This is a genomic window from Synechococcus sp. H55.2 (genome assembly GCF_047462495.1).
In the GTDB taxonomy this organism is placed as follows: Bacteria; Cyanobacteriota; Cyanobacteriia; order Thermostichales; family Thermostichaceae; genus Thermostichus.
Window position 1 is genome coordinate 39,335 of sequence record NZ_JANSJH010000006.1, and the last position, 11,959, is coordinate 51,293.

General features: G+C 60.7%; 13 protein-coding genes. 9 read left to right on the forward strand and 4 right to left on the reverse strand.

What is annotated here, in order from left to right; all coding sequences use genetic code 11:
- The first annotated feature begins 92 nt into the window (after positions 1-92).
- The 4 genes from NW844_RS01705 to NW844_RS01720 all read left to right on the forward strand — a co-directional run bounded on the left by NW844_RS01705 (position 93) and on the right by NW844_RS01720 (position 4,346).
- Entirely contained in the window at positions 93-611 is a 519-nt protein-coding gene (locus NW844_RS01705; protein ID WP_414332930.1) for a hypothetical protein, read from the forward strand.
- A gap of 48 nt (positions 612-659) precedes the next feature.
- Positions 660-1,208: a hypothetical protein gene (locus NW844_RS01710; protein ID WP_414332932.1), complete on the forward strand. Its 549-nt coding sequence runs from the start codon at positions 660-662 to the stop codon at positions 1,206-1,208.
- Entirely contained in the window at positions 1,208-2,755 is a 1,548-nt protein-coding gene (locus NW844_RS01715) for an Hsp70 family protein (protein ID WP_414332933.1), read from the forward strand. The genes NW844_RS01710 and NW844_RS01715 overlap by 1 nt, the downstream gene beginning before the upstream one ends.
- Before the next feature lie 214 nt (positions 2,756-2,969).
- Positions 2,970-4,346, forward strand: coding sequence for a 1-acyl-sn-glycerol-3-phosphate acyltransferase (locus NW844_RS01720; RefSeq protein ID WP_414332935.1), 1,377 nt, complete (start codon positions 2,970-2,972; stop codon positions 4,344-4,346).
- A gap of 447 nt (positions 4,347-4,793) precedes the next feature.
- On the opposite strand, the gene NW844_RS01725 is transcribed toward NW844_RS01720, so the two are convergent.
- A complete protein-coding gene (locus NW844_RS01725) occupies positions 4,794-4,907 on the reverse strand; it encodes a photosystem I reaction center subunit VIII (RefSeq protein WP_011428960.1) in 114 nt (37 codons plus the stop codon).
- Between the two features lie 38 nt (positions 4,908-4,945).
- Positions 4,946-5,416: a photosystem I reaction center protein subunit XI gene (locus NW844_RS01730; RefSeq protein ID WP_414332937.1), complete on the reverse strand. Its 471-nt coding sequence runs from the start codon at positions 5,414-5,416 to the stop codon at positions 4,946-4,948.
- Between the two features lie 503 nt (positions 5,417-5,919).
- Between NW844_RS01730 and NW844_RS01735 the strand changes: the two genes are divergently transcribed.
- Complete coding sequence (locus tag NW844_RS01735; protein WP_414332939.1) at positions 5,920-6,645, forward strand: response regulator; 726 nt, start codon at positions 5,920-5,922, stop codon at positions 6,643-6,645.
- Here NW844_RS01735 and NW844_RS01740 read toward each other — a convergent pair.
- Positions 6,642-7,985, reverse strand: coding sequence for a CCA tRNA nucleotidyltransferase (locus NW844_RS01740; protein ID WP_414332940.1), 1,344 nt, complete (start codon positions 7,983-7,985; stop codon positions 6,642-6,644). The genes NW844_RS01735 and NW844_RS01740 overlap by 4 nt on opposite strands.
- Before the next feature lie 170 nt (positions 7,986-8,155).
- Here NW844_RS01740 and NW844_RS01745 point away from each other — a divergent pair, with 170 nt between their 5' ends.
- From NW844_RS01745 to NW844_RS01760, 4 genes are all read left to right on the forward strand, one after another.
- The gene (locus NW844_RS01745; RefSeq protein WP_414332942.1) at positions 8,156-9,184 is read left to right on the forward strand and encodes a rod shape-determining protein; all 1,029 of its coding nucleotides are present in this window, start codon (positions 8,156-8,158) and stop codon (positions 9,182-9,184) included.
- A gap of 94 nt (positions 9,185-9,278) precedes the next feature.
- Positions 9,279-9,995, forward strand: coding sequence for a rod shape-determining protein MreC (gene mreC / locus NW844_RS01750; RefSeq protein ID WP_414332944.1), 717 nt, complete (start codon positions 9,279-9,281; stop codon positions 9,993-9,995).
- Positions 9,973-10,605 carry a rod shape-determining protein MreD gene (gene mreD / locus NW844_RS01755; protein ID WP_414332946.1) on the forward strand — a complete coding sequence of 211 codons (633 nt, stop codon included), beginning with the start codon at positions 9,973-9,975 and terminating at the stop codon, positions 10,603-10,605. The genes mreC and mreD overlap by 23 nt, the downstream gene beginning before the upstream one ends.
- 118 nt (positions 10,606-10,723) lie before the next feature.
- The gene (locus NW844_RS01760; RefSeq protein ID WP_414332947.1) at positions 10,724-10,951 is read left to right on the forward strand and encodes an indolepyruvate ferredoxin oxidoreductase subunit alpha; all 228 of its coding nucleotides are present in this window, start codon (positions 10,724-10,726) and stop codon (positions 10,949-10,951) included.
- Between the two features lie 44 nt (positions 10,952-10,995).
- On the opposite strand, the gene NW844_RS01765 is transcribed toward NW844_RS01760, so the two are convergent.
- Positions 10,996-11,520: a YIP1 family protein gene (locus NW844_RS01765; RefSeq protein WP_414332949.1), complete on the reverse strand. Its 525-nt coding sequence runs from the start codon at positions 11,518-11,520 to the stop codon at positions 10,996-10,998.
- Between the last annotated feature and the right edge of the window lie 439 nt (positions 11,521-11,959).

Here is an 11,959-nt window from a genome sequence, read left to right on the forward strand (position 1 = left end):
GGGAGAGGGGTTGGGGGTGAGGGATCCCTTTGCCAGCAGCAGTTTAGAAAAAAGGAGCCTAGAATAGCCGCAGATCCGAAAAACTCGAAACCATGAGATCTGCTGCTTGCTTAGCCTGTCTGCTCGCCGCTCTCTTTGTGGGAAAAGGGATCCCGGCTCTGGCCTCACCCGCTCTTTTGGTACTGGCCCAGTCAAGTTTTCAGCCCTACATCAATGCCCGCTTTGGCTATCGCCTCGACTATCCGGCCGATTTTGTCCCCCAAGGGGAATCCGATAGCGGCGACGGTCAGGTGTTTGTCGGCGAAGAGGGGGCTGAGCTCCGCGTTTGGGGTGGGTACAATATTTTTCAAGCAACGCCCGCCAGCGCCCTGCAAGAGGAGTTGCAGCGCAGCCGAGAAAGCGGACGCCGGGTTACCTATCAAGTTGCCGGTCGGGATTTTTTCGTGGTCTCCGGCTACGAGCCAGGCAGCTTGCGGATTTTCTATCTCAAAAAGCTTGTCCGCCCCTCTCTAGAGGCTGGCTTTGAATTGGTCTATCCGGCTAGCCGGCGCGAGCGCTACGACCGGGATGTGGAAGCCATAGCCCGCTCCCTGCGCTTTGGGGATCCCTGACCCAGGCCCCAGTTGGGGCATGATCATAGGGATCCCTGGCAAAACCCAATGGCCGAGAGACCGCTGGACAGTTGGCTGCGGGAACGGATGCAAGCCGTTGGCCTTTCCTCATGGCAGGCCTTGCAAGCTCAAGCAGGGATCAGCCGCCGCGCCCTCGATCAGGTGCGTCAAGGGCGGTGGGGATCCCTGCGCCTGGAGCAACTGCAAAAGTTGGCTGCCGCTCTCCGGTGGGATGTGGGATCCCTGCTTGGCGGCGGAAGGGGCTCTGACAATGCAGAGGCAATCTTCTCCCTGCTGCAGCCGCTGCTGACCAGCTACCCCACCGTCCGCGAGATTGCCCGGCGCAAGCCGGATTGGCCGGCCCAGAACGTGACGGCTCTGTTCCGGTCGCTGGATGCCCTGCTGCAGCAGTGGGGGTATGAAGCCATCGGCAGCCCTCTTGAATCTGTCCCCTTCGACCCGCAACTGCACCAGCCGGATCAGCCGGACATTCGGCCTGGGGATCCTGTCTATATCCGCTTTGTCGGCTACCGCTGCGGCCAACGCATTCTTTGCCCGGCCAAAGTTAGTCGCTCCCTGCCCGGAGGATTGAGCTGATGGCACCCGTCCCCAAAGCGACGCTGGCTATTGATTTTGGCACCAGCAATACGGTTGTGGCGGTTTGGGATCTTGGACAAGAAGCGCCCCGCCTGCTCAGCCTTCCCGGCCTCTCCCGCCCCGGTTACGCGGCCATTCCCAGCCTGGTCTACGTCAAGGGAAAAGGCCAACTTCTGGTGGGAGAAACCGTGCGCGCCGGGCGCTGGGGGGCAGTGGATCCGCAGCGCTTGTTTCAGGGCTTCAAGCGGGATCTGGTGGCGGAGTTTGTGCCCCCGCCGCGAGTTCTGGATGGGGAGCGCTACGATGCCGAGAGGGTGGCCCAGGCTTTTTTGCAGGCGGTGATGGAAGCCATCCAACAAGAATACCCGCAGCCGCAACAGGTGGTGTTTACAGCTCCCGTCGGCTCTTTTGAGCGCTACTTAAACTGGCTGCGGAGGGTGGCCGGGGATCCCATTCAGATTGTGGACGAGGCCACTGCTGCTGCCCTGGGCTATGCGGTTGGCCAGCCGGGATCCCTTGTGCTGGTGGTGGATTTCGGTGGCGGCACCTTGGATCTCAGCCTGGTGCGCACCCTTCCCCCCCAGCCGGGCAACCCCGTCCTCAAGGCAGAGGTAATCGCCAAGGCAGATGCCTACGTGGGCGGATTGGACATCGACATCTGGATTGCCGAATACCTGCTGGGGCAACTGGGGCTGAGCCGGCAGCAGCTGGGAGCCCTGAGCTGGATTACCCTTTTGGAGCAGGCAGAACAGCTCAAGATCGCCCTTTCTGCCCAGCCCAAGGCGGTGGGCAGTTGGTTTGACGACGAGGCCCTAACTGCCTATGAGCTGCAGTTGGATCGGCAGGTGCTGGAGGAGATTCTAGAAACCCACCAGCTCTTGGATCAAATCCGCCAGTGCCTAGACGATGTGCTTCTCACTGCCCAGGCCAGGGGAGTGGGCAAAGGCCAAATTGAGCAGGTGCTCCTGGTGGGAGGCAGCTCCCAACTGCCGGCAGTCCAAGAGCTGCTCCGCTCCTACTTTGGCAAAAAGAAAGTCCGCTGCGAACGCCCCTTCGACGCTGTGGCCTTGGGCGCCCTGCAGGTGGGCCGCCAAGTTAAGCTGGAGGATCGCCTGCACCACAGCTACGCCATCCGCCTCTGGGATCCCTTGCAAAAAAGCTATATCTACTACCCTCTGTTTGAGCGGGGCAGCCCCTACCCCTGCCGACGCTCCGAGCCCTTGATCTTGCAGGTGGCCAACGACGGGCAAACCGAAATTCGCCTCGATGTGGGAGAAGTGGCTCAGGTGGCCCAGGCCGAGGTGGTTTACGACGAGCTGGGGCGCATGAGCAGCCGCCAACTCACTCGACAAACCGATTTTCGATCCCTGGCCCCTGGCGCCGAGCCGGCTTGTCTGGCCCGCCTGCAACCCCCAGGCCGGGCAGGAGAAGATCGCCTCAAGGTGGAATTTGCCGTCGATGCCTCGCGGCGGCTGCTGGCCACTATCTTCGACTTGCAAACCCAGCAACTTTTGGTAGAGGCCCAGCCCGTAGCCACCCTGAGTTAGAGAGAGAAAGGCACTCAGCCTCTTGTCGCACCGAAACCCAAACAGCGCTATCTGGCCATCCTCCCCTCTCCCTCAGGGAGAGGGGCCGGGGGTGAGGGATGCCTCAGGGAGAGGGGCTGGGGGTGAGGGTAAATTTGAAACGACCATAACCCGATCGATTGGATGGGGATTTGATTGGGCCTAGCTTGAGCAATTCAGTATTTGAGAAAAAGCCTTGTTTTCGCCACCACCTCCCTCTTTTGCCCGTCCCCCCCTAGACTTTATCCCGCCGGCCTACAAGCCCTGGGTGCTGCGGCTTGTCCACGGGATCCTGCCGCTGCTGTTGCGGCTGAGGGTGCGGCCCTGGCTTCCTTCCGGCATTGCCAAAATCGAGGCTAGGGGCGTGCAGACCCTGGCGCAGCTCTACCACCAGTTTCAGGCGGGCCAGATCCGGCTGATCCTCGCTTTCCGCCATGTGGAGGTGGATGATCCCCTGGTGGGCCTCTACGTGCTCTCTCGCCTGGTGCCGCAGGCTGCCCGTCGCCAAGGGATCCCCCTCCGCAAACCCATTCACGCCCATTTTCTCTACGACCGGGGCATGCCTCTTTGGGGTGGCGAGTGGCTAGGGTGGCTTCTGTCTCGCCTGGGCGGGATCCCTGTGCATCGGGGACGGCGGGTGGATCGGCTGGCGCTGGCGGCGGCGCGGCGCCTACTGCTGGACGGCCCATTTCCTTTTGGGATCGCCCCGGAAGGGGCCACCAATGGCCACAGCGAGCGGGTCAATCCTCTGGAGCCGGGAACGGCGCAACTGGCCTTTTGGTGCGCCGAAGACCTGGCCAAAGCCGGTCGTTCGGAAAAGGTGGTTGTGGTGCCCATCGGGATCCAATATCGCTACCTAAAGCCCTCTTGGAAAAAGCTGGAGCGCCTGCTAAGCCACCTCGAGCGCCTCAGTGGCCTGACGCCGCCGGCGGCTCCCAAGCCTTCCGCAAACCGCCACTGTGCTCAGCGGATTTGTGGCCTGGCCCACCACCTGCTGGCCCAGATGGAAACGTTTTACGGCCTTCCCCCTCTTCCTTCTGGGGCGCCTTTCAACGCCCGCCTGGAACGGCTGCTCCACACGGCGCTGCAGACAGCCGAGACCTACTTTGGTCTGTCTCCCCAAGGGGACTGGAACAGCCGTTGCCGCCGCATCGAAGAAGCCGCCTGGACCCAGATCTACCGAGAAGAATTGCGGCATCCCGGATCCCTGGCCCCGCTGCAGCGGGGGTTGCTCAACTGGAAAGCCCAGCAGGCCACCCTCTACCTGCAGCACATGCGCCTGGTGGAAAGCTGCGTGGCCGTGCAAGAAGAGTACTTGCTGAGCAGGCCTTCTTTTGAGCGGCTGGCAGAAAGTGCCCTGATCCTGTTTGATGTCTTGGCCCGCCTGCGCGGCGATCCCTACCCGGCCCGGCCTCGCCTGGGTTGGCGAGAAGTTCAAGTTACGGTGGGGGATCCCATCTGGGTGAGCCAGCGGTGGGAACGCCAGTACCGCCAAGGCCGCCAGGAAGCCAGACAGGCAGTAGCCGAGCTAACTCAAGATTTGCAACTTGCTCTCGAGCGCATGATCTCTTGAAGCAGCAATAGGCCTGGCTGGCACAGTTGCCTGTGGTAGGGATGCGGAGCCCTTTCTCCATCTCCCCTCTCCCTCTGGGAGAGGGGCTGGGGGTGAGGGCGGATCCCCCTGGGAGAGCCGACTTTAGTCGGAGGAGTGTCAAGACCATCTATAAGCAATGGCTAGGCCAGTTGCTCCTTTGACGTAGTCAATGTCTTCGCGGAACTTTTTGAGCTCCTGCTTTTAGATTGCATAGGCAGCATCAAGGGCGGTGGTAGGGGAGCTGAGACGCTTTGGAAGTTCCCCTTTCCCAAAAGCAAGAAGACTCAACCTCGGTCGGGTGCTGCCCCAGCTTTTGGGAAGACAGCAGGGGGGATAGAAACAGCCGTTGCGCCAAGGTCTGCCCAAAAAGCAAGGGATCCCTAGAGAAGGGATCCCTCTTCTAAGACCAATTGAGACTAGAACAAATTAGTCGCGCTCAATGTACAAAAAGAGCACGGCCATGGTTACTGCCGGCAGCAGCCAACCGACAATGGGGACGAAAATCCAAGGAAGATAAGCAGCAGCGTAAGAACCGGTCATGGTTTTGCTCCTCTCCAGTGTCTTGACAAGCTTGACAACTAATTCACCAACCCTCGAAAGATGGCGTCGATCCCGGCAAAGTTCTCCAACAGGAAGTAGGCAGCAAAGACGCCACCCATGCCTCCCAAGAAAAATCCTGCCGTCAGATCCCCCCAGCCACGCGCCGTAGATAGAGGATTGGCTCCCGGCGTTTCCGGCTTGTTTCCAAAGGTAACACTGCCATACGCAGACATGCAGGCGGTTCCCAGCAACACAATCACCATGGCCGTGACCAGCCCACCCAAATTGGCCGCCTCAGGATAGTCGCGCAGCGGGCCCACCACGATTTCCGGCCCCACCAAGAAATAGCCATGCGCCAACCCAATCTCCAGCCCCCGCAACAGCGGCGATAGGCCAGGACGGTTGATGGGGAGATTGTTGATAAACAGACGGGTGACAGGAGAATCGCTAATAGGCGTCGAAAGATGCCCCTCGCAGGGATCGTCGTTAAAGGTGCGAATGTAATCCATGTCCGAAGGTCCTGCCTGGAATTTTGCGACTCATTCTACGAGGCTTAAGTTACGCTCTCGGCAACCCATACTCGGATCGTTAAAAAAGTTCACGCTCGCTTAACACAGAGATAGCTCCTCAGTTTGAGACTTTTCCCCGGCGCTCCACGCTGCTTCCGGGCTCTGACCCACCAGCAAACGCGAACCCCCCTGCGCAACTTACGGGGGGAGAAAAGAAAGGCTTAGACTCACCGGCTGGTGGTGAAGAACGAACGGCTTCACCTTGACCTTAAATTATCCTGAATTGCGGGGCTTTGGAACTCTTGTAGCCCCCTTCGTCGTCTCATGAGTCTGGGCAAGCGTTCTGCCCCCGTTCTCTTCCCAGCCTTTCACCCCATTGGCTGGCCTAGAAGTTTGATATCCTATCGGGGGGCTGCTGTTGAAGGTAGCGGCACTTGCCCTTCTTCCCCTGTGAGGCCGTTCGCGCAGGCGCGACGGAGTTCTGTATGCAAGCAACCCTCTCCATGACCGGTTCACTCCCTCAAACTAGGGAAGCCTCTCCCCTTCTGGAGACCCTGTTGGTGGTGGATGACGAGGATGCCATTCGGGAGACAGTTGCCCTGGCTTTGGAAGAACAGGGGTATCAAGTTTTACAGGCCGCCGATGGCCGGCAAGCGCTGGAGTTGGTGTATACGGCGGAGCGGCTGGATTTGATGATCCTGGATCTGATGTTGCCCAGCTTGAACGGCCTGGATCTCTGCCGGCTGTTGCGCAGGGAGGGCAACACGCTTCCCATTTTGATGCTGACGGCCAAAAGCAGCGAGACCGACCGGGTGGTGGGCCTGGAGCTTGGCGCCGACGACTACCTGACCAAGCCCTTCGGCATGCGGGAGCTGATCGCCCGCTGTCGCTCGGTGTTGCGCCGGCAGCAGCAGTCCCACCCCAGCGATGCCACGGTGCTCCGCTACGGGGATGTGTGCATGTTTACTCAGGAGTGTCGCGTGTTGGTGCGGGGTGTTGAGGTCAGTTTCTCCCCCAAGGAGTTTCGTCTGTTGGAGCTGTTTATGTCCAACCCCCGCCGCGTCTGGACGCGGGAGCAGCTTCTGGAGCGCATCTGGGGATCCGACTTTATGGGCGACAGCAAAACCGTGGATGTGCACATCCGCTGGCTGCGGGAAAAGTTGGAGCTGGATCCCAGCAACCCCGAGTATTTGGTAACGGTGCGCGGTTTCGGCTATCGCTTCGGCTAGTGTTCTGGGGTGTTTTGAGAGCCTCTCCCACGCCACTGGCGGGCAAAGGAGAGTGCCTCGGCACGGGTTTGGATCTGCCCCCAAGCCTGCGCCTCTTGCAGGGCTTGCAACAACTGACCTACCCAGGGGCCGGGTTTGGCCCCCAAGCTGTCCACCAGATCCTGGCCATCCAGCAGGGGCACCAGATGGGCCAAGGGATCCTGGGGATCTTCGTAGCGCTGAAGCCAAGACTCCAGCTTTTGGGGGTCGCCGCCCGTGGCTGCTGCCAACAGCGCCAGGCCGCCGAACAGGGATCCCGCCTGGTGATAGAGCCGCCACTGTTGCGCAGGGGTGGGGGAGTCGGCCAGAAGAGACTGGAGCTGAGGCAAGAGGTGGTGCAGCTTTTGGATGGCCCGCATTTCTGCGCGGCTGAAGCGCAGCCGTTCCAGCTCGGTTTCCACCACTGCTGCCGGGGTTCCCGCCGGATCCCACAGCAAGGCCGCCAGCACCGCCGCCAGCAGCCTGCTGCTCCCTTCGCGTGAGCGGTGCGGGGCACCTTCCGTCAAAGGTTGGGCCAGCTCTGCCAGGGTGCGGGGATACTGCCGTTGCCAGGTCTCGGCCCACCACCACACCGCTTGAGCTTGAAGGAAGCCCGGACTCTCCGCTTGCAAGCGGGGCAGCCAAGCCTGCAGCAACCCCGCCGCCACCGCCGCCTGCAGGTGGGCCAGCCCCGCCATCCCTGTTGCCAGCAGGGCCACCACCTCTGCTCGCACCCGTTCTGCCGCTACCTGGGCCAAAAGGGGGGCCCGCTCTCGGATCGCCTCCTCGGTGGCCGGATCCAGCGCAAACCCCAGTTGGGCCGCCTGGCGGTAGGCCCGCAGCAGCCGCACCGGGTCGGCGCTCAGGTTGTCGGGGTGTACCATGCGCATCCGGCCCTGGCGAATATCGGCTCGTCCGCCGGTGGGATCCAGCAGTTGCTCCCTTTGCAGATCCAAGGCCAGGGCATTACAGGTGAAATCCCGCTGCTCCAGATCCGCCTCTGGGGTGGGACCTGCCTGCAGCCCCACATCCACAGTTAACTTTGCCAACACCATACGGGCAATCTGCCGCTCGGCATCCAACACCACAAAGCCCGCCCGCAGCCGCCGCGCCACCCCCGCCGCCCACCCCACGGGATCCGCAGCGCACATCAGATCCAAATCCGCCGGCGCTTCCGCATCCTCGGCCCTGCCCCGCAGCCAAGCCAGGTAAGCATCCCGCAGGGATCCCCCTACCCAATAGCTCTCCGGCGGCAGCCACTTCTCAGGAAAAGGCAGCCATTTCCGGAAACAAGCCAGCAGCCATGGCAGGGCTTCGCTCATACGTTCTCGTTCGCGTCGGCGGTGTGAAGCACTTTATAGCTTAAACGGCAGGAAGCGCGGCCCCCCGCCCCTTAGAAGAGTGGGTGTCAGGGAGATTCTCCTACGGAACTGAACTATAGTAGGTACCAGAGCTTGCTGGTTCTTCCCAATAAAGACTGGAGCAACTGACCGTGGGGCTATTCAGCCGATTTTCCCGTGACATGGGCATTGATTTGGGCACTGCCAACACGCTGGTCTACGTGGCTGGGCGAGGCATTGTCCTACAAGAGCCCTCTGTGGTCGCCATCGACCAAAACACCAAGCAACCCCTGGCCGTGGGGGAAGATGCCAAAAAAATGTTGGGCCGTACTCCGGGCAACATTGTGGCGGTGCGCCCTCTGCGAGATGGGGTGATCGCCGACTTTGACACGGCGGAGATGATGCTCAAACACTTCATCCATCGCGTGCACGAGGGCCGCTACCTGATTGCTCCGCGCATTGTGATCGGGATCCCCAGCGGCGTAACCGGTGTGGAGCGACGGGCGGTAATGGAAGCGGCCCTGCAAGCCGGCTCGCGGGAGGTGTATTTGGTGGACGAGCCGGTGGCAGCAGCGATCGGGGCCGGCCTGCCGGTGCAAGAGCCCACCGGGAACATGATCATCGACATCGGCGGCGGCACCACCGAGGTGGCTGTCCTGAGTTTACAGGGGATCGTGCTGAGCGAGTCGGTGCGAGTGGCGGGAGATGAGCTGAGCGAAGCCATCATCCAGTACATGAAAAAAGTTCACAACCTCACCATTGGGGAGCGCACCGCTGAAGAGATCAAGATTCAGATCGGCTCTGCTTACCCGATTCAAGAGGAGCTGAGCATGGAAGTGCGCGGGTTACACCTGCTCTCCGGCCTGCCCCGGACCGTCACGGTGAAAAGCACCGAGATTCGCGAGAGCATGGCCGAGCCCCTCTCGGTGATCGTGGAAGCCATTAAGCGCACCCTGGAGCGCACGCCGCCGGAGTTGGCCGCCGACATCATCGACCGCGGCATCATGTTGGCCGGAGGGGGAGCGTTGCTCAAGGGCCTGGATGCTCTGATCAGCCATGAAACCGGCATCCTAGTTCACATCGCCCCCGATCCCCTCAGTTGTGTGGTGCTGGGTACTGGGCGGGTTTTGGAGGATTTTAAAACCTTGGGTCGAGTGTTGAGCGGCAGCTTCAAGGGCTAGAGGAGTTTTTCCCATCCCTGATTTGAGGTGTGAGTCGAGTGGGTCAGAGAGGTATCGCTTGAATCGGCTACGCCAATGGTGGAGGCGCCATGGTTTGGGGCTGCTCCTGTCTGCTCTAGCGATGGGGGCTGCATTAGGACTGCGCCAAACCCAAGGATCCCTGTTGGTGGAGTTGTACACTTGGATCACTGCCCCGGCCCGTCCGCCTGTGGATCCCGCCGCGGTGCTCAGCCAGGCTGCCACCCGTGAGCTGCAAGCCCTGGTAGCCGAGTTGCAGTACCAAAATCGCGAGCTGAAGCGGCTGCTGCAATTTACCGAGCAAATGCCCCAAGCGGGGATCCCGGCAGCCGTGGTGGGCCGCAGCGCCGATCACTGGTGGCAACAGCTCACCCTCAACCGTGGCAGCCGGCACGGAGTCAGGGTGGGAGATGTGGTCATGGCGCCGGGCGGGTTGATCGGGCGAGTCGAGTCGGTTACTCCCAATACCAGCCGGGTGCTCCTGATCAGCGATCCCACCAGCCGTGTCGGGGTGATGTTGAGTCGCAGCCGATACATGGGCATCTTGCGAGGTACGGGCACCCAAAGCGCTGTTTTGGACTTTTTCGACAAGGCTCCCAAAGTCGAGGTGGGGGATGTGGTGGTGACCGCGGGCCTCAGCAGCTTTTATCCAGCCGGGGTTGTGGTAGGAACGGTTCGAGCGGTCAACTTGGACGCCAGCCCTGCTCCTCAAGCCACTGTCGAACTGTCGGCGCCGCTGGGCCTCTTGCAATGGGCCTTGATCTACCGCTATGCGCAACCTTCTGCTTCTTAAGCTTGGGTCTTGCCTCAATTGGGTGGTGACTGCCCTCTCAGGGGTGCTGGCAGCGGTGGCCCCTTGGTGGCGAGGGCCGGGCTTGGAGCTGGCGGGCCTAACCCCCGATTGGCCCTTGATCTGGGTGGTGTGCTGGAGCGTGCGGCGCAAGGCTTGGCAGGGGGCTGTTGCCGGGATCACGCTGGGTTTTCTGCAAGATGCGCTGACCAGCCCTTGTCCTACCCATGCGCTGGGGCTGGCCGTAGTCGGGATCCTCACCGCCAAGTTGCAAAAACAACGCTACATGCAGGAAGACTTCATTTCGGTGGCCTTGATCGTCTTCGGTATGGTGGTGATCGCCGAAACCCTGATGGCGCTGCAATGGATGTGGCTCGTGGCCTCGCAGGGATCCGAGAATCTGGATCCAGCAGGAATGCAAACTTGGCTGGATGGATTGCAGTCTCTCAGCAGCACCGGCGGCGATGGCCCGCGTTCTCTGGAGAGCATCTGGTGGAACCATCAACGCAATGCCCTCACATCTGCCATTTTAAGTAGCCTGTGGGCACCTGCCCTCTATTGGCCCCTCAGCCGTTGGTGGCAATTTCAAGAGCGAGACCTAAGAGAGAGCTAGCTTCAGCTCCGACCCCCGTTTTCGCCTAAAATGACAAAGCCATCTGCGGCCCGCCGGCAATCTTGAGCCAACTGGCCGCATTGAGATTGGATGGATTCAAATTCAGTGGGAGGGATCCATGCCCCATACCATCGTCACCGACGTTTGCGAAGGCATTGCCGACTGTGTGGAGGCCTGCCCCGTCGCCTGCATTCACCCTGGCGACAGCAAAAATGCCAAAGGCACCGACTACTTCTGGATCGACTTTGCCGCCTGCATCGACTGTGGCATTTGCTTGCAGGTTTGCCCGGTAGAAGGCGCGATTTTGCCGGAGGAAAAGCCGCATCTGCAGCGAGTGCCCCGCTAGGCTGGTGGGCTGCTTCATTCTGCTTGCTAAGCTTTGATGGCCCTCTAGCCCAGAGAAGCCAAGGCCACAATGCCGCTGGTCAGCCAGCTCAGGGCCAGGATCCCTCCTAGGAAAGCCAAGGGGATCAGGCCCACCAGGCGCCACCACTCCAGATCCAGCGCCACCGCCGCCGCCCGCACCTGCCAAACCACAAACCACAGCAGTGCTGCAAAGCCCAGCAGGGATCCCGCCACGCCGCCCAAGGATTGGGCAGGCCCCAGTAGCAGCCACGGCAAACCGGCAAACCCCGTCAAGCACAGCAGCGCCGCAAAGGAAGGGGCGGCCCGCCCCAAGCAAAAGGCCAGCAACTGCAACAAAGCCGCCAAACCCACCCAGCCCAGGGATCCCATCAGTACCGCCAGTACCATGCTCGGCAGGCTTGCTCCGGAGCGGCGAATGACCTCCAGGATGTTAAGCAGCCCCACCACCCCAAAGGCTTGCCAGAGAACAGGCCGTTCCCGTAACGCCCGAAACGTGCGCTCCGGCAGAAACCAGGCGCCGTAGATGTTGTCTAACCAGGAATTGAGCATGGCCGGCAAAAAGTCAAGCTGCCTTTCATCTTAAGCCCTTGCTGAGCACTTGACAGGCACACCCCAAAAATGCGGTATGATCGACGAAGAATTCTGCGGCGTTGGTGACTGCCGTTATGTTTTTGCGATCGATACCCTTCGACAATTAGGATGGGAAGTGGATGTGAGAGCAGTAGGCCAAACTTGATTTGGAAACTATCGACAATCATCCCCGATATCCTACACTGGATTTTCCAGGTCGAAAACCACGGTAAAACGGCGCAACAGTATTCTCAAGAAGATCCTCGAAAGGGGATCTTTTTGCTGCTTGAAGGTTGCAGTTAAGTTTGTAGAGCCATTTCAAATGGCAATGAAACGTTTCTCTACGTCGTTATTGCTAGGCAAGGCTGTCCTATCCCTAACTCCCCTCTCCCTCTGGGAGAGGGGCTGGGGGTGAGGG